This window comes from Microvirga arsenatis (genome assembly GCF_009910705.1).
GTDB classification, from domain to species: domain Bacteria; phylum Pseudomonadota; class Alphaproteobacteria; order Rhizobiales; family Beijerinckiaceae; genus Microvirga; species Microvirga arsenatis.
On the sequence record NZ_JAAAXJ010000006.1, the window covers coordinates 242,495 to 263,620 of the forward strand.

The following is a 21,126-nucleotide window of genomic DNA, read 5'->3' on the forward strand; positions in this document are numbered from 1 at the left end:
GATCACCCCATGGCTGATATCGTCATCGACCGGGTCGTCAAGGAGTTCGGCCCATTCCGTGCTCTGCAAGAGATCTCGCTCACCGTGAACGACGGTGAGTTCGTGGCTCTCCTCGGCCCTTCTGGATGCGGCAAGACGACGTTGCTGCGCATCATCGCTGGTCTCGAAACGCAGACATCCGGACGCATTGTCATTGGGGGGCAGGATGTGAGCAACCTCGCTCCCCGCAAGCGCGGTCTCGCGATGGTGTTCCAGAATTACGCGATTTTTCCCCATATGAGCGTGTTCGAGAACGTGGCCTTTGGCTTGCGGATGCAGAAGGCCGCTCAAGCGGAGGTGAAACGCAAGGTGGAGCGTGCCGCAGCGCTGCTTCACATCGAAGGCTATCTCGACCGCTACCCGGCCAAGCTTTCCGGCGGCCAACGCCAGCGTGTCGCGGTAGCCCGCGCACTCGCTGTCGAACCTGCCGTGCTGCTGATGGACGAGCCCCTCTCGAACCTCGACGCATTGCTTCGCCTTGAGATGCGCACGGAGCTGAAGGCGGTCCTGCGCCAGGCCGGCACCACCACGATCTATGTGACGCACGACCAGACAGAGGCGATGGGTCTCGCTGACCGTATCGCCGTGATGTATGGTGGCAAGATCGACCAAATCGGCTCGCCGCTTGAGATCTATGCTACGCCCGCCACACGCTTCGTCGGCGGCTTCATCGGCGCGCCGCCCATGAACTTCATCAAGGTCAGATGCCATGGAGGAACAGCACGGATCGGTGATGCGACCTTGCCATGCCCATCCACGGTCACGGATCTGGAACTCGGATTGCGTGGCGAGGATGCGAGCCTCAGCGCCAATGGCTCCGGCATTCCCTTCGATGTCCGTGTCGTGGAACCCATGGGATCGCACCTCCTGCTCACGGGCTCCATTGATGGGCAGCTGGCTCGCATCGTTGCCCCGCCGGTCGCTAAGGTAAATCCCGGCGTGCGTGTGGGCTTGAATGTCGATCCTGCGCGCGTGACCTGGATCGACAGCGCCACCGGACGGGCCGTCGCTCGAGCCTGACTTGAAGGATGTTTGAGATGACCACGCTTCGCATGGAAGAGGCCGCACACGCCGTCCTCGCACGCAATGACCGCGGCGGCTACACGGTTCCCACGGACAGGCTTTATCCGTTCCAGTGGAACTGGGACTCCGCCTTCGTTGCCATGGGATTTGCTACCTTCGACGTGGATCGGGCCTTTCGCGAACTCGAGCGCCTGATCGAGGGGCAGTGGGACGATGGAATGATCCCGCACATCGTATTTCACGCGCCGAGCGACACCTATTTTCCCGGTCCTGACGTGTGGGGCACGAAGCATCATGTGCCGACCTCCGGGATCACGCAGCCGCCGGTTTTCGGCATGGCGCTACGCCATGTTTATGAGGCAGCCGTCGCGAGCGGCTTGGCCGATGCCGAGACGCGCGCGAAGGTGCTGTTTCAGGCAGCGCTCCGCTCGCACCGCTGGTGGCTCGCAGCGCGTGATCCTGAAGACCTCGGGCTCGTCTCGATCCTGCACCCCTGGGAGAGCGGCAGCGACAATTCGCCGGCCTGGGATGAGGCGCTCGCCCGCGCACCAACCACCACGTCAACCGCCATCCGCCGCAAGGATACAAGCCACGTGAACGCGGCTATGCGTCCGCGCGACGAGGATTATCAGCGCTTCATCCACTTGGTCGATGTTTACCGAGATTGCGGCTGGAACCCGAAGCAGCAATGGGCGAGGGCGCCCTTCAAGGTCGCCGATGTCCAGATGACTGCCATTCTCGCGCGGGCCACAGCCGATCTCATGCATCTGGCCGGAATCCTGGGAAGCGAGAATGACAGGGCCGAGCTGGCGCAGATGCAAGGCAGGCTCGTCAATGGCCTTGCCCGCCGGTGGCGCCCCCATCTCTCCCGCTTCGTGTCCCTCGATCTGATTTCGGGGGCTGATATCGAGGCTCCGACGCAGGCAGGCTTCATACCCCTTGTCGCGCTGGCACTGGACGACGCCCAGCGAAGCGCCATCACGGCAGAGATCCGGCGCTGGCTCGACGGCATGACCGTCGGCATCCCCTCGGCTCCAGCCTTTTCGCCAGCCTTTGAGCCGAAGCGCTACTGGCGTGGTCCGGTCTGGGCCGTCATCAACTGGCTCATTGCGGATGGTCTGCGCCTCAACGGGGCGGAGGAACTCGCCCGCCATATCGAACAGTCCACTGTTCGCACCATTGAGAACGTCGGCTTCTGTGAATACTTCGATCCAACTACCGGCGAGGGCCTCGGTGGCGACACCTTCTCCTGGACAGCCGCCGCTTATCTTGTTCTCGGCAGGCGCGAATAGATGTGTTGGGGACAGAACATCCACCCCCTCGTTGCCATTCTTTTATCCTGTTACGGAAGTGATATCAGTCAGATCATAGGTCAGGGAATGGCATGGCTAACCTTGAGCCGATCACCATAACGACGGAAGAGGATCCGAGTGGGATCCTCGCAGTTGAGGTTGAATGCAAGCTTCTCGAAGCGCTCCGTCAGAACGTGCCGCCCAGTGACGGAAAGCCCCTTACGTTGATCGCACGGAACTTGCAGGCGGACATGATCGGCGGGCTGGTCGGCTCGACGTCCTATGGTTGGCTTCTTGTGAAGATGCTCTGGGTTGCAGAGGGGCTTCGGGGGCAGGGCCTCGGAGCAAGGCTCATGGCCGAAGCCGAGATCATTGCCCAGTCGCGCGGCTGTCACGGGGCATGGCTCGATACATCCAGTGCAAGAGCCGAGCGTTTCTATATCAGGCTCGGGTACGAGCCGTTTGGAGCATTGACAAATGGCCCCGGGGAGCAGCCCCAGGGACATCGCCGTGCTTTTCTCGCCAAGCGCCTGATCGAGGTGCTACCCGCCGATCCTGGAAGCAGTCCGTAAAGAATCATCCGCGGGATTGCCTCTCTGCAAGAGTGCAGCTCGTCCTGAGGGAGGTGTGGACCTAAAGTTTCCTTCTGGCACTTTTCAGAGCCTGCCCTCCTTTCTTCGGGGGAGCACGGAGGGTAAACAGCGGCGTTCCTACCGCCCCCATTTGAGGACGAGCGGGTCGAGGCGTTGGGCAATCTCGATGAGGCCCTGGCGGGTTGCCGGGTGGAGGGATTGAAGCGGGTGGCGGATGGCGTCCGAGCGGATCACGCCGCCTTCCTTCATGAGAACCTTGGCGGCAATCAGGCCGCATTGCCGGTTCTCGTAGTTGATCAGGGGCAGCCAGCGCTCGTAAGCGGCCGCTGCCGCCTCGCGCTCGCCGGCGAAGTAGGGATCGACGATCTGCCGAATGCCGTCGGGATAGGCTCCGCCCGTCATGGCCCCTGTGGCTCCCGCGTCGAGATCAGCCATGAGGGTGATCGCCTCCTCGCCATCCCAGGGGCCTTCGACCGCCTCGCCGCCCAGGGCGATGAGGTCACGCAGCTTCGTGGCGGTGCCCGCCACCTCGATCTTGAAGTAGGAGACGTTCGGAATCTCCTTGGCCATGCGGGCCAGGAAGGCTGCCGACAGCGAGGTGCCCGACATGGGCGCATCCTGGATCATGATCGGGATGCTGATGGCATCCGACACGCGTTGGAAGAACTCGTAGATGCCGGGCTCCGGCACCCGCAGCGTCGCGCCGAAGAAGGGCGGCATGATCATCACCATCGCGGCGCCCGCGGCTTCGGCCCGCCGGCTGCGCTCGATGCAGATCTCGGTCGAGAAGTGGCTGGTGGTGACGATGACCGGAACGCGGCCCGCCACATGATCGAGCACCGTCGTCATGACCGCTTCGCGCTCCTCGTCGCGCAGCACGAACTGCTCGGAGAAGTTCGCCAGGATGCAGATCCCATCGGAGCCCGCATCGATCATGAAGTCGACGGCGCGCTTCTGCCCCTCCAGATCGAGCCGGCCCTCATCGTCGAAGATGGTCGGCGCCACCGGGAACACGCCGCGGTAAGGACGCACGGAACTCCTGCCGGATTGGGACATGATCTCTTCCTTCATGATCTTTGCTGCTGCCGTTCAGTGGTTGTCCCGCGGCACGGGCGAGCCCGTGCGACCCACGAGAAAGTCCAGATCGACCCCTTTGTCGGCTTGCAGGACATGGTCGACATAAAGCTTGGCCCAGCCGCGTGTTGCGTGCGGTGCAGGCGGGACCCAGGCGGCCCGCCGGCGCTCCATCTCTTCGGCATCCACATGAAGATGCAGGCTGCGCGCCGGCACATCAAGGGTGATCAGGTCGCCGTTCTCGACAAGCGCCAGCGGCCCACCGGCGGCTGCCTCAGGCGCCACATGCAGCACCACGGTGCCGTAGGCTGTGCCGGACATGCGGGCATCCGAGATGCGGATCATGTCGCGGACGCCTTGCTTGAGCAGCTTCTGCGGCAGGGGCATGTTTCCGACCTCGGCCATACCCGGATAACCCTTCGGGCCGCAGTTCTTGAGCACCATGATGCAAGTTTCATCGATGTCGAGATCCTCGTCGTCGATGCGGTGGTGCAGGTCCTCGATCGTCTCGAACACCACCGCGCGGCCCGTATGCTGCATGAGCTCGGGCGAGGCGGCCGAGGGTTTGATGACGGCCCCGTTCGGCGCGAGATTGCCCTTGAGGATGGCAATTCCCGCCTGCGGCTTGAACGGCTCCTCGAAGGTGGTGATCACCTCCCGGTTCCAGCACGGCGCGTCCTTCACGTTCTCCCAGATCGGCTTGCCGTTGACGGTGAGCGCCTCCCTGTGCAGCAGGCCGCGCTCGCCCAGGGTGCGCAGCACCACCGGCAGGCCGCCGGCATAGTAGAAATCCTCCATGAGGAAGCGACCGGAGGGCATGAGGTCGACGAGGCAGTGGATGTCACGCCCGAGCCGGTCGAAATCTTCCAGGGTCAGGTCGATCCCGACACGCCCTGCGATGGCCAGCAGATGTACCACTGCGTTGGTCGAGCCGCCGATGGCCGCCAATGTGCGGATGGCGTTCTCGAAAGCCTCACGGGTCATGATCCTGGAGAGGACGAGATCCTCGTGCACCATTTCAACGATACGCCGTCCAGCCATGCGGGCAAGCTGATTGCGGCGGGCATCGCTGGCAGGGATGGCGGCGTTCTCAGGTAGACCGACGCCGAGCGCCTCGACCATGGAGGCCATGGTGGAGCCGGTGCCCATGGTCATGCAATGGCCGGCGGAGCGATTCATGCCGGCTTCCGCCTCATGGAACTCCTGCAGCGTCACCTCCCCGGCGCGCAGCTGCTCGCTCATGGAGATGATGTTGGTGCCGGATCCGATATACTTGCCGCGGTAGACGCCGCGCAGCTGCGGTCCGCCCGAGACGCCGATGGTGGGCAGATCGGCCGAGGCCGCGCCCATGAGCAGGGCAGGGGTGGTCTTGTCGCAACCCATGAGCAGCACGACGCCATCGAGCGGATGAGCCCGAATCGCCTCTTCCACATCCATGGCGGCGAGATTACGGAACAGCATAGCAGTCGGCCGCATGGTCACCTCGCCAAGCGAGGAGACGGGAAACTCGAGCGGGAAGCCGCCCGCGTCGAGCACGCCGTACTTCACGTGCTCGGCGATGGTGCGAAAATGGGCGTTACAAGGGGTGAGTTCGGACCAGGTGTTGCAGATGCCGATGACGGGACGGCCGTCGAACTGGTCCTGGGGGAAGCCGCTGTTCTTCAGGAAGGAGCGATAATAAAACCCCATCTTGTCCTGGCGCCCGAACCAAGCCTGACTGCGCAACGGGCGTTTCTCGTCTTTGGTCATTCCTTCTCGCCTTCGAAACTTTGTCACGGCCCCGCACGTGCTCCGAGAGCACGACTTTGGTTGAATATGCGCTCTCTTTGATTCATATAATAGTACTAATAGTCAGCTGTTAAGGCTGCTAAAGTCGAAGAGCAACGAGAAATTCAGGGAGAAAACGCATGAAGGCCCGTCACTTTCTGACGACCATTGGCATGGCCGCATTGATGCTGTCCTCAGGTGCCGCCTATGCCCAGACCAAAATGACCATCGGATTCTCGCAGGTCGGCTCGGAGTCCGGCTGGCGGGCTGCCGAAACGAAGGTCTCGAAAATCGAGGCCGAGAAGCGGGGCGTGGAACTGAAGATCTCCGATGCACAGCAGAAGCAGGAGAACCAGATTCGCGCCGTCCGGTCCTTCATCGCGCAAGGCGTCGACGCGATCTTCATCGCGCCGGTCGTGTCCACGGGCTGGGACGCGGTGCTGAAGGAGGCCAAGGACGCCAAGATCCCGGTGGTTCTCCTCGACCGCTCCATCGAGACCAAGGACGACTCCCTTTACCTCACGGCGGTAACCTCCGACACCGTGTACGAGGGCAAGGTGGCAGGCGAGTGGCTGGCCAAGGAAACCGGCGGCAAGTGCAACGTCGTCGAACTGCAGGGTACGGTCGGCTCGAGCCCTGCGATCAACCGCAAGAAGGGCTTCGACCAGGTCGTGGCGGCCAATCCCGGCATGAAGATCATCCGCACGCAATCCGGCGACTTCACCCGCACCAAGGGCAAGGAGGTCATGGAGAGCTTCATCAAGGCCGAGGGTGGCGGCAAGAACATCTGCGCCGTGTATGCGCACAACGACGACATGGCGATCGGCGCGATTCAGGCCATCAAGGAAGCGGGCCTGAAGCCTGGCAAGGACATCAAGATCGTCTCCATCGATGCCGTCCCCGACATCTTCAAGGCCATGGCCGACGGCGAGGCCAACGTCACAGTCGAGCTGACGCCCAACATGGCGGGTCCTGCTCTCGATGCGCTGATCGCCTTCAAGAAGGACGGCAAGCAGCCGCCGAAGTGGATCCAGACCGAGTCCAAGGTCTACACGCCCGAGACGGCAAAAGCCGAGTACGAGAAGCGCAAGGATCTCTACTGACCTCGCACAACCATCCGGCGGCAGGCGCTTTCGCCTGCCGCCTCCGGTATTCCGCCGGACTCGGCGGATATGCGCACGGGCGGCGAGGGCAGGATGCAGCCATCGAGAGAACAGCCTCAGCTCCTTGAGATCAGAGGGCTGACGAAGGGATTTCCAGGCGTGCAGGCGCTCGACCATGTGGATTTCACCCTGCATGCGGGGGAGATCCACGGCCTGCTGGGAGAGAACGGCGCCGGCAAGTCGACCTTGATCAAGGTGCTGACAGGTGTATTCAGGCGCGATGCCGGCACCATCCGCCTCGATGGGCAGGAGGTCACGGCGCGGGATCCTGCCGATGCGCTCTCGCTCGGGATCGGGACCGTCTATCAGGAGGTGAACCTTCTGCCGAACCTGTCGGTGGCGGAAAACCTTTTCATCGGTCGCCAGCCCCATCGCTTCGGGTTGGTGCGCACAGGCGAGATGCGCCGCCGAGCCTCGGAACTGCTTGCAGGCTATGGCCTCGACATCGATGTCGCCAATCCTCTCAGCAGCTATTCCGTTGCGGTCCAGCAGATCATCGCCATTGCCCGTGCAGTCGATCTCTCCGCCAAGGTGCTCATCCTCGACGAGCCGACGGCGAGCCTCGATGCCCAGGAGGTAGAGACCCTCTTCGGCATCCTGAAAGATTTGAGGCGCCGTGGCATCGGAATCGTGTTCGTGACGCATTTTCTCGATCAGGTTTACGCCGTCTGCGACCGGATCACGGTACTGCGCAATGGGCGTCTCGTGGGCTCTAAGCCGATTGCCGAGCTGCCGCGCATCGAACTCGTCTCCATGATGCTGGGGCGCGAGCTTGCCGCGGAAGCTTTGCACCGCAACCAGCGCCCTGCCGTGACCGGAGAGCCGCTCGTGGCTTTCAAGAATTACGGCAAGAGACGCTTTGTCGACCCGTTTGACCTGGCTGTGCGCCCCGGCGAAGTGGTGGGACTGGCTGGCCTACTCGGTTCCGGGCGGACGGAAACTGCCAAGCTGATATTCGGGATAGAACGGGCGGATAACGGGCAGGCTTTTGTCGATGGCAAGCCGGTACGCATCGCAACGCCGCGCGATGCGGCCCGCCTGCGGTTCGGCTTCACCCCTGAGGACCGCAAGACGGAGGGCATCGTCGCAGAGCTCTCGATCCGCGAGAACATCATCCTGGCTCTGCAGGCACGGCGCGGATGGCTGCACCAGATCCCCCGCCGCAGGCAGGATGAGATCGCGAGCCGCTTCATCAAGCTTCTCGACATCCGCACCCCGGATGCGGAAAAGCCCATTGGGCTCCTTTCGGGCGGAAATCAGCAGAAGGCGCTGCTCGCGCGCTGGCTCGCCACCGAGCCACGGTTCCTGATTCTCGACGAGCCGACGCGCGGCATCGACGTTGGCGCTCATGCCGAGATCATCCGTCTCATCGAGCGGCTGTGCGAGGACGGGCTTGCGCTCCTCGTCATCTCGTCGGAGCTGGAAGAGATTGCCTCCTATAGCGACCGCGTGGTCGTGCTGCGCGACCGGCGGCATGTCCGTGAGCTTTCCGGCGCCGAGGTGAGCGCCGATACCATTATGACAACCATTGCGAGCCACTGAATGAGCAGCATGATACAAGCCGGCAGCCCGCGCTCTCTCCCCAAAGGACTTCCGCAGGTTGCGGCACTCTTGATCGTCTTTCTCGTCAACTGGCTTGTTTTCCGTGACTTCTTCGCCCTGCGCCTTCAGGATGGCCGCCTGTTTGGAAGCCTCATCGATGTTCTGAACCGGGGTGCGCCGGTTGCGATCCTGGCTTTGGGCATGACGCTCGTCATTGCCACCCGCGGCATCGATCTGTCGGTGGGCGCAGTCATGGCCATTGCAGGCGCGACGGCAGCGGCATTGACAGCCCAGGGCTATCCCTTGCCTATGGCACTTGCGACTGCGGCTGGCGTCGGACTCCTGTGCGGTCTCTGGAACGGCATCCTCGTTGCCATTCTCGAGATCCAACCTTTCGTGGCGACCCTCATCCTGATGGTGGCGGGGCGCGGCTTTGCACAGCTCATCACGGAGGGGCAGATCATCACCTTCGTGAGCGAGGACTTCGCCGCTATCGGCGGCGGCTCCTTCCTGATGCTGCCGATGCCGGTGGGAATCGCTCTCGTGATGCTCTTCATTACACATCTCGTGGTTCGATACACCGCGCTCGGCCTTTTCATCGAGGCCGTCGGCGCCAATGTCCGCTCCAGCGCCTATGCGGGGGTCGGCACCAAGGCCGTAACGATTGCAGTATACATGTGGTGCAGCCTCTGCGCGGCCATTGCGGGCTTAATCGTAACGGCCGATATCCGTGGTGCCGATGCCAACAATGCCGGCCTCTGGCTCGAACTCGATGCAATCCTCGCTGTGGTCATCGGCGGCACCTCTCTCTTCGGCGGTCGCTTCAGCCTCGGCCTTTCGGTCGTCGGCGCGCTCATCATCCAGGCCATGAACACCGGCATCCTGCTGAGCGGCTACCCACCCGAATACAACCTTATCGTAAAAGCCATCGTCGTAATGGCGGTGCTCCTGGCGCAGTCGCCTGTTCTGAGCGCCGTTCATGCCGTCTGGAGGAGCAAGGCATGATCCGGCGCCATCTTCCCGTACTCATCACGCTGGTTGTCTTCGTCGTCGGATATCTGCTCTGCCTGGTGCAGTTCCCGAGCTTTGCCTCCACCCGGGTGATCGGCAATCTGCTGACTGACAATGCCTTCCTCGGCATCGTCGCAGTGGGCATGACCTTCGTGATCCTGTCCGGCGGGATCGACCTATCGGTCGGCTCGGTAATCGCCTTCACCGGGGTCTTCCTCGCGGTGGCTATCGAGCGATACGGGCTCAATCCCTATCTCGCCTTCATCCTCGTCCTCGGCATCGCGGCCCTGTTCGGAGCGGGAATGGGCTTCCTGATCCATGCCTTCCAAATTCCGGCCTTCATCGTGACGCTGGCCGGCATGTTCCTGGCACGGGGCCTGTGCTTCGTGCTCACCACGGATTCCATCCCGATCAATGCCCCCGCCTATGGCCAGATCACGGATATCGCCTTTGCCCTCCCTGGCGGGGGAAGGCTTACCTTTATCGCCATAGTGATGCTTGTCACCTTTGCGGTGGGGATCGTTCTGGCGCATTTCACCCGGTTCGGTGCCAATGTCTACGCCCTCGGCGGCAACAGGACCTCGGCGGAACTGATGGGTGTTCCCGTAGGGAAGACGACGATCGCGATCTACATGCTGTCGAGCTTCCTGGCGGCCCTGGCCGGAATCGTCTTTTCCTTCTACACATCCGCAGGTTATTCTTTGGCCGCGACCGGGGTCGAGCTCGACACGATTGCAGCGGTTGTCATAGGTGGAACTCTGCTGACGGGGGGTTATGGGACCATCATCGGCACGATGATCGGTGTGCTGATCCAGGGATTGATCCAGACGTACATCACCTTCGAGGGGACCCTGAGTTCCTGGTGGACCAAGATTGCCATTGGAGCTCTTTTGTTTGCATTTATTGTTTTGCAGCGGGGACTCTCGGCAGCTTCGCTTCGATCGCGGTAGAGTTCAAAGAGCAGGATCATGGTGTTGGTGAACGGCGTCCAGAGACCTTCGAGAACACGATCGGCTCATGATCTCGTTGCCCATGGGATCGGCCAGAGCATAATGCAGGGGCGCTTTCCTATCGGCAGTATCCTGCCGGGAGACGCAGAGCTGATGGAGCTCTTCGGGGTTTCGCGGACGGCCCTTCGCGAGGCCTTGAAGACCCTGGCCGCAAAGGGCCTGATCGAGTCCAAGACGAAGGTCGGCACCAAGGTCCTCGATCGCAACAACTGGAACATGTTCGATGCCGACATCCTGGAATGGCATCTCGAAATGGGCGTGGATGCCCGCTTCCTCGGATGGCTCTTCGAAATCAGGCAAACCCTCGAGCCGCTTGCCTGCGCCACAGCTGCCCAGCGGCGCACGCCCGAACAACTGGAGCGCATGCGCAAGGCCCTTCAGGCGATGTATGGATGCGAGAGCAACCGGCAGGGGTTCACAAAGGCGGACCTTGCCTTCCATCAGGCCATTCTTGAGGCTTCAGGCAATCCCTTTCTGCAGTCGATCGGCTCCGTCATCGGAGCAGCCTTGGCAACATCCTTCACGATCAGTTCGCCCGTATCGAGCGATGATCGTTTTCGGGAGGTGATGCGGCAGCACCAGGGTGTGTTCGATGCCATCGAGCAGCGCAAACCATCCCTTGCGAGTGAGGCCATGGCTACGCTCATCCTGCAGGCGGCGGAAAGGGTGCAGATCAAACATGCGGAGAGCTCACTGGCCAAAATCCAGATCCACGCCTTCTCAGAAGCTGACTAGCCGAAACGGATGATCCTTTTGTCGAAGGGGAGTAAGATCTACAGGTGCTTGTGAGAAGGAATTATATTATTGTATGATTTATTCTTGGGAAGATCGCAGTGACGTTTCTCCAGCGATGGAGAGGCAGGGCTGCTCCAAGGGGGCGGATCGACCCGACAACAAGATCGGACGGCTGGCTCGACTTGGGTCAAAGCCACAATCTGGCGAAAAGCTCTTGAGCGAAGGATGCCTGTTTCTACGGGCGATATTCTGGACAAGATACGAGGGAGAACGACCTTGAAGACATTGACGACCACTTTGGCAGCCGTGGCTTTCGGAGCCCTCGGCCTGCTCGGCGCCGCTCAGGCGCAGGACAAAGGCACCGTCGGCGTGGCCATGCCCACGAAGTCGTCCGCACGCTGGATCGACGACGGCAACAATATGGTCAAGGCGCTCAAAGAGAAGGGCTATAATGTCGACCTGCAATATGCTGAAGACGACATTCCCAACCAGCTCTCCCAGATCGAGAACATGATCACTAAAGGCGTCAAGGTGCTCGTGATTGCGGCCATCGACGGCACGACGCTATCCGATGCGCTTCAGCAGGCAGCCGACAAGGGGATCAAGGTCATTGCCTATGACCGCCTGATCCGCAATTCCAAGAACGTCGACTACTATGCCACTTTCGACAACTTCCAGGTTGGCGTGCTTCAGGGCGGCTACATCGAGAAGGCGCTCGGCCTGAAGGAGGGCAAGGGCCCGTTCAACATCGAGCTGTTCGGCGGCTCGCCCGACGACAACAACGCCTATTTCTTCTACAATGGCGCCATGTCCGTTCTCGACCCTTACATCAAGAACGGTAAGCTTAAGGTTCAGAGCGGCCAGATGGGCATGGACAAGGTCTCCACCCTGCGCTGGGATGGGGCGGTTGCCCAGGCTCGCATGGACAACCTGCTGTCCGCCTTCTACACCGACAAGCGAGTCGATGCAGTTCTCTCGCCGTATGACGGCCTGAGCATCGGCATCATCTCCTCGCTCAAGGGCGTAGGCTATGGCAGCCCGCGGCAGCCGATGCCGATCATCACCGGCCAGGATGCGGAAGTGCCTTCGATCAAGTCGATCCTGGCCAAGGAGCAGACTCAGACGGTGTTCAAGGATACCCGCGAACTCGCCAAGGTTGCGGCCAACATGGTCGACGCCATGATGTCCGGCAAGGCTCCTGAGGTGAACGACACCAAGACCTATGAAAACGGGGTGAAGGTGGTTCCGTCCTACCTCCTGAAGCCGGTGAGCGTCGACGCCTCGAACTGGAAGGAAGTTCTGGTCGGCAGCGGCTACTACAAGGAAGACCAGTTCAAGTAATTGGCTCATGAAGCATGGACCTTGCACACCCTTGCAGGGTCCATGCTCGTTTCGAGAGCGCCTGGAGTCCGTGGGCGGCCTGAGGTTCAAACGATGAGCGCAATCCTTGAGATGCGGGGGATCACCAAGACGTTTCCGGGCGTGAAAGCGCTCGACAACGTCAACATCACGGTCAAAGCCGGCGAGATCCATGCACTCGTGGGCGAGAACGGTGCCGGCAAGTCGACGCTGATGAAGGTGCTTAGCGGCGTCTATCCATACGGCTCCTACTCCGGCTCGATCATCTACGAGGGCGAGGAGCGCCGCTTCTCGGGCATCTCCGATAGCGAGGCTCTCGGCATCATCATCATCCACCAGGAACTGGCGCTGGTGCCGCTCCTCTCCATTGCCGAAAACATCTTTCTCGGAAACGAGCAGGCCAGGTACGGCGTCATCGACTGGTCGTCGGCCTTCGCACGAACGAGGGAACTGCTCAGGATCGTCGGCCTCAACGAGTCTCCGGAAACCCTCGTCACCAACCTGGGCGTCGGCAAGCAGCAGCTCGTCGAGATTGCCAAGGCGCTCTCGAAAAAGGTAAAGCTTCTGATCCTGGACGAGCCCACCGCCAGCCTCAATGAAACGGACAGCGATGCTCTGTTGAACCTGCTGCTTCAGTTCAAGGCCCAGGGCATCTCGTCCATCCTGATCTCCCACAAGCTCAACGAGATCTCGAAGGTGGCAGACTCCATTACCGTGCTGCGCGACGGCGGTACGGTCGAGACCCTCGATTGCCGAGCCGAGGCTATCAGCGAGGATCGGATTATCCGCGGCATGGTCGGCCGCACCATGGAAGACCGCTATCCGAAGCGCGAGCCGAAGATCGGCGAGGTCATCTTCCAGGTGGAGAATTGGTCCGCCTATCACCCGATCCACAATCATGTGCAGGTGGTCAAGAACGTCAGCCTGAACATCCGGCGGGGCGAGATCGTCGGCATCGCCGGACTGATGGGGGCGGGGCGGACCGAGCTGGCCATGAGCCTGTTCGGCCGCAGCTACGGCCAGAACATCTCCGGCCGGGTGCTGCTGCACGGCAGGGAGATCGACGTGAGTACGGTGGGGAAGGCCGTCGCCAACAGGATCGCCTATGCCACCGAGGATCGTAAGACCTATGGATTGGTCCTGGCCGAAGACATCCGCAAGAACGTAACGCTCGCGAACCTTGAGGGCGTCTCCAAAAACCTTGTTATCGACGACATTCGGGAACTAGCGGTCGCCAACGACTACCGGGCCAAGATGCGCATCCGCAGCCCCAGCGTCTTTCAGGATACGGTGAACCTGTCGGGCGGCAACCAGCAGAAGGTTGTCCTGAGCAAATGGCTGTTCTCCGACCCGGAGATCCTCATTCTGGACGAGCCGACCCGCGGCATTGATGTGGGGGCGAAATACGAAATCTACACGATCATCAACAAGCTCGCCGATGCCGGAAAGGGCGTTCTCATGATATCCTCGGAGATGCCGGAGCTGCTCGGCATGTGCGACAGGATCTATGTGATGAACGAAGGCTCCTTGATCGCCGAACTGGACGTTGCCGAGGCATCCCAGGAAAAGATCATGCACGCTATCGTCAAGTCGGGGAGGCGCTGAGATGGACACGAGAACTGCCGACGAGCTTCACGTTCCCCAGCAGAAAACGTCTTGGATGGAATTCGTCAAAACACACTTCCGCGATTACGGCATGCTGCTGTCGCTTCTGGTCATCATGCTGTTCTTCCAGGTGGTGACCAACGGCACCCTCCTGCGGCCCCTCAACCTGACCAACCTGGTGCTGCAGAACAGCTATATCGTCATCATGGCGTTGGGGATGCTGCTCGTCATCGTGGCAGGTCACATCGACTTGTCGGTAGGCTCCATCGTCGGCTTCGTCGGCGGTCTGGCAGCGATGATGATGGTGCGGTGGGGGGTCGACCCCGTGACCACGACCATTGCCTGCCTGATCGTCGGCGGACTCATCGGTGCCGCTCAAGGCTACTGGGTCGCCTATTTCAAGGTACCGTCCTTCATCGTCACGCTCGCCGGCATGCTCGTCTTCAAGGGCCTCACCCTGGCGCTTCTCGGCGGCATGTCGGTCGGTCCGTTCCCGGTAGTTTTCCAGCGGCTGAGCTCGGGCTTCATCCCGGATGTCTTCGGAGGCGAGGGCTTCAACTACACCTCCCTCTTCCTCGGCGTCGCAAGCGTCGCGGTGCTGATCTATTTCAGCTTCCGCAGCCGGGCCAACCAGCTCAAGCATGCGGTGGAGACCGCTCCCTTCGGCCTCTTCCTGTTCAAGAACGGCCTGCTTGCCGTGCTCGTGATCGCGTTCTGCTACCTCATGGCAACCTATCGCGGGCTGCCGAACGTTCTCGTCATCATGGCAGTGCTGATCGCGCTCTATGCCTTCGTGACCAACCGCACCACCATCGGTCGACGCATCTATGCCTTGGGCGGCAACGAGAAGGCGGCCAAGCTGTCGGGCATCAAGACCGAGCGACTGACCTTCTTGACCTTCGTCAACATGGGCGTCCTGGCGGGGCTTGCAGGCCTCATCTTCGCCGCACGACTGAACACTGCGACGCCGAAGGCCGGCCTCGGCTTCGAACTTGACGTGATCGCCGCCGTGTTCATCGGCGGCGCCTCGGCCACCGGCGGCGTGGGCAAGGTTACGGGGGCGGTCATAGGCGCCTTTGTGATGGGCGTGATGAACAACGGGATGTCGATCCTAGGAATTGGCATTGACTATCAACAGGTTATCAAAGGTCTGGTGCTGCTCGCGGCCGTCTCTCTGGATGTCTATAATAGGAAGAAATGATTGAAGCTGGGGCGCGAGTTGAAGCCAGTTCATCCAGGGCGATCCATAAGGCCACGGTTTAAATGATGATACAGAGTGCCGAAAGTGGCTCAGGTTCTGGCCAGTTTCCGCTGAACCTATCCAAGGATCACTATATTGCAGCGCGCCCGCCTATGGGCATGAAGCAGGCGATGCGGTCTTGACCACTTTGGTCTCAAGTTGAGCAGATCGTCCTCTCGCCTTGAATCTCCTAAATATCTCTTGAGTCGCGGTGTGAACGCTTCGCATACTTGGCCGTGAGGAGTGCACGCCATGCCCGCAAAGTTCATCTCTGCGCTTCGGCTCCCAGTATCCAGTCGTTTTGCTTGGAATAGCTCCGATGGTGAACCGGCCAGAGTCAGCTACCGGTTCATGCCATCAGCTGAAGGTTCTAATGTTGGGTTCGGAGACCCTGCTTCCGGTTTTAGACCATTCACAAAGCCTGAGCAAAGCGATGTTAAGCGGATATTCGATAGTATTTCTAGTCGAGTGAATATCGAATTTTACCAAGTTGGCACCAACGCGGTAGCAGATATAAACTTTGGAATGTTTCAGATCCCGGGTCGCGAGGGATATGCTTCGGGAACACCATATCTTCGAGACGGGGTCTACGCGATAAGGATGGATGTATTCCTTCATCGGAGCTATAATTCTGGTCAACAAGCCATTTTAGCACTGCACCATGAAATCGGCCATGCCCTCGGCCTAAAACACCCGTTTGAGGGTACACCTCGCCTTTCCCTTAGTGAAATGCCGATCTCAATCATGTCCTATGACTACGATATTCGTAGTACGCAGTTCAGCTTCTTTGAGATTGCGTCACTCCAGAGCATCTACGGGCCAGCCAAGAGGAAGCTTGGAAACGATACCCACATCTTTGGGAGCCAGCGCCTGCTGTGGGACGGGGGTGGCAACGATACCATCAACGCCGAACAGGTAAGGGATAAAGTTTCAATCAATCTGAAAGATGGGTCATGGAATTGGATCGGACAGAAAAGAGCATCAATTCTTGATCTTGGACAGGTCTACCTCGGCGATCATTCGACGTTCGAGAACGTGCGTGGGTCCCGCTTCGGCGATGCGCTAACAGGGAATGCAGAGAACAACATCATTCGTGGGAATGGAGGGCACGACTCGATCCGAGGGCTAAGCGGAAACGATACCCTCTACGGCGGCGCAGGCAACGATACGCTTCAAGGCGGTGCAGGCGGCGACTACATGCAGGGTGGCTCCGGTCGCGACCGGTTTGTGTTTTCCAGAGCTTCTGACCTTGGCTCGTTTGAGCGACATGATCGGATCGTGAAGTTCAACCCCAGTGAAGGTGACAGGCTTGATTTTTCGAAATTCGATGCTGATCCAAATACTGGCGGACGACAAAAGTTAGATTTCCGGGTGGGCCAGGATTTCGCTGTGTCGGGGAAAGCACAGGTTGTGTTTGACCGTTCAACGCACAGCCTCGTCTTTGACGTCAATGGTGATGGGGTGGCGGATACGAATCTCACGCTTCCTGGGATTGGTCTGGTGAAACACTCCTATTTGATTCTCTAGGGCTCCAAAACGAGAAAGCTGGAACGTAGAGTCCCTAAGAGCCCGTATAGGAATGGTTACGGGTGAGCAATGCGGCGGAGCATGAGGCTGCTCATGGCCACACCGATTACCGCTTCTGAGACATCACTGCGCTCCTCGTAATCACGCACCAATCGGCGCCAGCGCATTTTCACTCGAATGTGCGCTCTACGCCCCACCTGCGCGGCAATGGAAAGGAGCTTTGACGTTTCGCTGTCGATCACGCCGGCCGCTGGGCTCACCTCCCGGCCAGCCTGCTCGCGGCCGAGCATCAGGGCGACATCGTGCAGAGTCTGGAACAGCAGGCGACGAACAAAGCGCCGGACCACCAGTACACTGCCTGTCATGCTCCGAACTCATGCGGCAGCATGCGCCAGCCGCAGCCGGTGCGGGCGAGATAGCGATGGCATTGAGGATCTCGCACAGGTTCACCTTGGGCCTGCGGCCACGCAGGGCGGGTTGAGGCAGGATCGGCCCGATCCGCTTCCATTCCTCATCGGTCAGGTCGGCGGGATAGCGCCGCCGCTCAAAGGCCTTCTGGCGCTCACGATGGTCTTTCGTCCACATCCGCCTCATGTGGATGCGACACTATCCCAATCCGACCCCGTGCGACATTCTCAAACAGGCACTGAGAAGACGCCCTCAAGAGCGACCGTTCTCAACGTGAAGCCGGCTGGACGAGGGCCGCCACGATCCGGCGGACAACGGGCAGGACGACCAGCAGCGTCGGAAAGGCAACCAACCAGGAAGCCATCCAGGCACCCATCCATACGGCGAAGAGACTCTCGACGAAGCCAAGGCTCTTGACGGTCGAAACCCCGGAGACGACGCACGACATCAATACGGAGATGAGGAGCGGCGTGAGAAGAGCGCCATAGCGTGCGGGAAGCTTCTTGCTGGTCTTGAATGCAGCAGTGTCGGGAGAGGTCATGTGACGAATCCTGATACGAACGATGTCGTTCACGGGCTTGGGAGCCCTCACGACGCGGCGGATGCGAGATCCTCGATGTACTGGCGCAAGGACCGGGGCTCCCGACCAAGAACAGCCCGAAGGACTAGGCTGTTGCCGCCGGACTCTGAGGTCGCATAGGTCTCGAACACTTTTGCTAGGAACTCCTTTTGATCAGGGCTCAGAGGGAGATGGGCAGCCCACTCATCGAAGGGGACCTCACCAGGCTCAATAGGCCGACTAAGGACATCGCTCATGACGGCCGCAATCTCGCTCCGATCCGGCATGGCAGCGCAGAGCTCGAAGGTGCCGAAGGCCAGGCGGTCCTCCGTGAACGCGATCGCCGCCACATCCCGGTAATCCACGCGAGCGACGCGCGTCCTGATCGGGAACGGCTCCGCAAATACCCTGCGTTCGATGACGGATTGCCAGCCTCCGGCAATGTTTTGGAAGAACATCGCAGGGTGCAGGATCGTGTAGTCAATCCCGGATGCAAAGATGGCGTCCTCGACGGGGATCTTCGAGGCATGGTTGGCAAGCCGGACATTCGTGGGATGGATCACCGAGGAGAATACGATCTTGTGGACCCCACTTCGCCTCGCAGCCTCGACGAGGCCGATCCCGAGATCGGTCTCGTCGGCCACGAATGCCGGCCCGATGTGAAACACGCCATCGATGCCTTACAGTGCACGTTCAAGGCTCGGCCTGTCGCGCAGGTCGCCGACAGCTACATCGGCAGCACCATTCCGACGAACGACGGATGCTTTGCCAGGGTCACGCACGAATGCCCTGACCCTGGCGCCACGGCGGACAAGCTCCGGGACGACGAGGCTGGCGAAGCGACCGCTCGCTCCAATGACAAGAACGTTTGGATTGGATTTCGGCATGGTTTCCCCTTCTACACAGACGGGCGAGCCGACATGCCGCTGTCCGTGTCGGAGCTGAACATGGCCAAGTCCGATATTGGAGAGAATATTCGATCCCGTGTATATTCTCTCTCGTTTTGCGAGAGAATGATGGACCGCATCGATGATCTTGAGGCCTTCCTGGCCATTGTGGACGAAGGCAGCCTCACCGCCGCCGGGCGCCGCCTGGGCCGTTCGCTCCAGGCGATCAGCCGATCCTTGGCGACCCTGGAGCGCGGCATCGGGGTTGAGCTGGTGCAGCGCACGACCCGGCTGTCACAGCCCACCGAGGCCGGGCGGGCATTCTATCACCGCATCAAGCCCGTCCTTCAGGAGCTGAACGAGGCCAGGCTCGAGGCGGCAACCCGGCGTTCGGAGACTTCAGGTGTATTGCGGATCGGGGCTTCCGTTCTGTTCGGACCGGCCTATCTTGTCCCCGTGATCGCAAGGTTCATGGAACGCCATCCGCAGATCAGGGTCGAGCTCGAGCTCTCGGACCGCTTCGTCGACCTCACAGACGAGGGACTGGACCTCGCGGTGCGCATCGGCCACCTGCCGGACTCGAGTCTCAAGGCCCGTCGGTTGGGGGAGTTGCGCCGGGTGTTCTTCGGCTCCCCGGAGTATTTCGACAAGCACGGACGCCCCGAGCATCCGCAGGACTTATGGCGCCACCAGTGTGTCGTCAGAAGCACGGATCGGCAGGACGATGCCTGGCCCGTTCTCATCGATGGCAAGTCGGGGACCGTAAGAGTCAACGGACGGTTTCGTGCCGACGATGCAGCGAGCACCTACGCCGCCGTGGCCCAGGGACTTGGGATTGGCTTCACGCCCCTCTGGCAAATCCGCGATCTTGTCGATCGCGGCGTCTTGGAACTCGTTCTCGTCCCGTTTGAACCGCCAACCGTGCCGATCCACGCGGTATGGCACGGGAGCAAACTCACACCGGCAAAAACCCGGATGTTCATCGATTCCCTCGCACGCGAATTGGAGTGCGACCGCCTGTAGCCCGCACATACGAGGAATGGGTAGCGCGTTCTGCTTTCAGGTTTGTTTCGGTCGTTGGCGGCTGACCTTCTTCTAAGGCGCCTGCGCTCTCTGTGTAGGGCATAGCCGGCGTGCTAGAACCAACCTCGGGCATCCTGGACTGTGATGGCCATCAGGTACGGCGCTACCAGCGACCATTCCTCATCGAGGACATCGGAGGGGTAAAGTTTGTGCGTTGAGGTCATCTCGGCCCAACGATGACGGCCTCATGCCGGGTTCATGACAGACACTAGGCTCAATCGGCTGCAACACTGGCGCACTCACTAGGTCGTCAGGCGCGTCTGATCGAGAAGCCACTCACGGAATGCGACGATGCCAGGATCATGACTGCGGCTCTCCGGATAGACAAGATAATAGGCATAAGGCGGCGCTATCCTGACCTGAACGTCGAATAGCGGTATCAGACGTCCCTGAGAGAGTTCACTCCCGATCATATCCAAGTCGACAAGGCCAATGGCGTTGCCCTCGGTAACCGCCTGCACGACATGACCTGAGTCTGAGAACCCGACACATCGGCTGTCATCGAAATCATCAATGCCCGCTGCTGCCATCCACATGCGCCAGTTCGGCCATACCATACCGGCAGTTTTCCAATCGACGTAGCAAAGTGTATGGTGAAGCAGATCTCGCGGCTCTTCCAGTCTGACACCAGTCTCAAACAACTTCGGACTGCAAACCGCGACGATTACTGGCTCGAACAGACGCTCCGAGAGCGCGCGCTCGTACTTGCCAGCGCCAAATCTGATCGCGACATCAATATCGTCAGCGTCAAACTCCCGTATCTCGTCCGAGATGTCGAACGTCAGCTGTAAAGATGGATTCTCTGCCCGAAACTGAGCAAGCCTCGGCAGGAGCCAGTTCGATGCAAACCTTGCGCTCAATGACACCCGCAGGTGTTCCGACCCGCGAGCCAACCGGCTGGCACGGACAGTGGCACGTTTGAGGGTGCCCAAAGCATCAGTAACCGCCTCGAGCAAAACGACACCAGCTGGCGTAAGCTGAATGCTCCTGCTCGTCCGCGCGAACAACACTATGCCGAGTTGATCCTCGATTTCCTTGATCTGGTGGCTGACCGCCGCGGGGGTCAACCCAACTTCCTCTGCTGCACGGGTGAAGTTCAGGTGCCGCCCAGCGGCTTCAAGTATCTTCAATGCCCGGGTTCCGGGCAGCATCCGGCTCATAGATCTTCAAGCCTTATTTGATGTTCCATCAAGAACTATTCGCTTCATA

Annotated in this window: 17 protein-coding genes and 2 pseudogenes; 13 read left to right on the top strand and 6 right to left on the bottom strand. The window is 60.4% G+C overall.

The window, feature by feature from the left end; all coding sequences use genetic code 11:
• The first annotated feature begins 9 nt into the window (after window positions 1–9).
• From GR303_RS13840 to GR303_RS13850, 3 genes are all read left to right on the top strand, one after another.
• Window positions 10–1,059 (top strand): ABC transporter ATP-binding protein, encoded by a 1,050-nt coding sequence (locus GR303_RS13840; protein ID WP_161722831.1) that lies wholly within the window; start codon window positions 10–12, stop codon window positions 1,057–1,059.
• Window positions 1,060–1,076: 17 nt separating this feature from the next.
• Entirely contained in the window at window positions 1,077–2,354 is a 1,278-nt protein-coding gene (locus GR303_RS13845; RefSeq protein WP_161722832.1) for an MGH1-like glycoside hydrolase domain-containing protein, read from the top strand.
• Between the two features lie 92 nt (window positions 2,355–2,446).
• A complete protein-coding gene (locus GR303_RS13850; protein ID WP_161722833.1) occupies window positions 2,447–2,926 on the top strand; it encodes a GNAT family N-acetyltransferase in 480 nt (159 codons plus the stop codon).
• 138 nt (window positions 2,927–3,064) lie between these two features.
• Here the strand turns inward: GR303_RS13850 and GR303_RS13855 are convergent, their stop codons facing one another.
• Together GR303_RS13855 and GR303_RS13860 are read right to left on the bottom strand one after the other, a co-directional pair.
• Window positions 3,065–4,003, bottom strand: a complete 939-nt coding sequence (locus GR303_RS13855; RefSeq protein ID WP_161722834.1) for a dihydrodipicolinate synthase family protein — start codon at window positions 4,001–4,003, stop codon at window positions 3,065–3,067.
• A 33-nt stretch (window positions 4,004–4,036) separates the two neighbouring features.
• Window positions 4,037–5,770, bottom strand: coding sequence for an IlvD/Edd family dehydratase (locus GR303_RS13860; protein ID WP_161722835.1), 1,734 nt, complete (start codon window positions 5,768–5,770; stop codon window positions 4,037–4,039).
• Window positions 5,771–5,928: 158 nt separating this feature from the next.
• Between GR303_RS13860 and ytfQ the strand changes: the two genes are divergently transcribed.
• From ytfQ to GR303_RS13905, 9 genes are all read left to right on the top strand, one after another.
• Complete coding sequence (gene ytfQ / locus GR303_RS13865; RefSeq protein ID WP_161722836.1) at window positions 5,929–6,891, top strand: galactofuranose ABC transporter, galactofuranose-binding protein YtfQ; 963 nt, start codon at window positions 5,929–5,931, stop codon at window positions 6,889–6,891.
• A gap of 93 nt (window positions 6,892–6,984) precedes the next feature.
• Window positions 6,985–8,493, top strand: a complete 1,509-nt coding sequence (gene ytfR, locus GR303_RS13870; protein WP_161722837.1) for a galactofuranose ABC transporter, ATP-binding protein YtfR — start codon at window positions 6,985–6,987, stop codon at window positions 8,491–8,493.
• Entirely contained in the window at window positions 8,494–9,498 is a 1,005-nt protein-coding gene (ytfT, locus tag GR303_RS13875; protein WP_161722838.1) for a galactofuranose ABC transporter, ATP-binding protein YtfT, read from the top strand.
• Window positions 9,495–10,454 carry a galactofuranose ABC transporter, permease protein YjfF gene (gene yjfF, locus GR303_RS13880; RefSeq protein WP_161722839.1) on the top strand — a complete coding sequence of 320 codons (960 nt, stop codon included), beginning with the start codon at window positions 9,495–9,497 and terminating at the stop codon, window positions 10,452–10,454. The genes ytfT and yjfF overlap by 4 nt, the downstream gene beginning before the upstream one ends.
• Before the next feature lie 18 nt (window positions 10,455–10,472).
• The gene (locus GR303_RS13885; protein WP_161722840.1) at window positions 10,473–11,249 is read left to right on the top strand and encodes a FadR/GntR family transcriptional regulator; all 777 of its coding nucleotides are present in this window, start codon (window positions 10,473–10,475) and stop codon (window positions 11,247–11,249) included.
• Window positions 11,250–11,525: 276 nt separating this feature from the next.
• Entirely contained in the window at window positions 11,526–12,590 is a 1,065-nt protein-coding gene (gene chvE, locus GR303_RS13890; RefSeq protein ID WP_201752047.1) for a multiple monosaccharide ABC transporter substrate-binding protein, read from the top strand.
• 93 nt (window positions 12,591–12,683) lie between these two features.
• On the top strand, window positions 12,684–14,213 hold the full coding sequence (gene mmsA / locus GR303_RS13895; RefSeq protein WP_161722842.1) for a multiple monosaccharide ABC transporter ATP-binding protein: 1,530 nt from the start codon (window positions 12,684–12,686) through the stop codon (window positions 14,211–14,213).
• A gap of 55 nt (window positions 14,214–14,268) precedes the next feature.
• Window positions 14,269–15,414 (top strand): multiple monosaccharide ABC transporter permease, encoded by a 1,146-nt coding sequence (gene mmsB, locus GR303_RS13900; protein ID WP_425487102.1) that lies wholly within the window; start codon window positions 14,269–14,271, stop codon window positions 15,412–15,414.
• 291 nt (window positions 15,415–15,705) lie between these two features.
• On the top strand, window positions 15,706–16,980 hold the full coding sequence (locus GR303_RS13905; RefSeq protein ID WP_161722844.1) for a M10 family metallopeptidase C-terminal domain-containing protein: 1,275 nt from the start codon (window positions 15,706–15,708) through the stop codon (window positions 16,978–16,980).
• Between the two features lie 56 nt (window positions 16,981–17,036).
• Here the strand turns inward: GR303_RS13905 and GR303_RS13910 are convergent.
• The 3 genes and pseudogenes from GR303_RS13910 to GR303_RS13920 form a co-directional block, all read right to left on the bottom strand.
• Window positions 17,037–17,565, bottom strand: a pseudogene (locus tag GR303_RS13910) (transposase).
• Between the two features lie 91 nt (window positions 17,566–17,656).
• Entirely contained in the window at window positions 17,657–17,929 is a 273-nt protein-coding gene (locus GR303_RS13915; protein ID WP_161722845.1) for a DUF2798 domain-containing protein, read from the bottom strand.
• Between the two features lie 47 nt (window positions 17,930–17,976).
• Window positions 17,977–18,834 (bottom strand): annotated as a pseudogene (locus tag GR303_RS13920) (NmrA family NAD(P)-binding protein).
• Between the two features lie 129 nt (window positions 18,835–18,963).
• Between GR303_RS13920 and GR303_RS13925 the strand changes: the two are divergent.
• On the top strand, window positions 18,964–19,857 hold the full coding sequence (locus GR303_RS13925) for a LysR family transcriptional regulator (protein ID WP_161722846.1): 894 nt from the start codon (window positions 18,964–18,966) through the stop codon (window positions 19,855–19,857).
• 302 nt (window positions 19,858–20,159) lie between these two features.
• Here GR303_RS13925 and GR303_RS13930 read toward each other — a convergent pair whose 3' ends face one another.
• Entirely contained in the window at window positions 20,160–21,077 is a 918-nt protein-coding gene (locus GR303_RS13930; RefSeq protein WP_161722847.1) for a LysR substrate-binding domain-containing protein, read from the bottom strand.
• Window positions 21,078–21,126 lie beyond the last annotated feature (49 nt).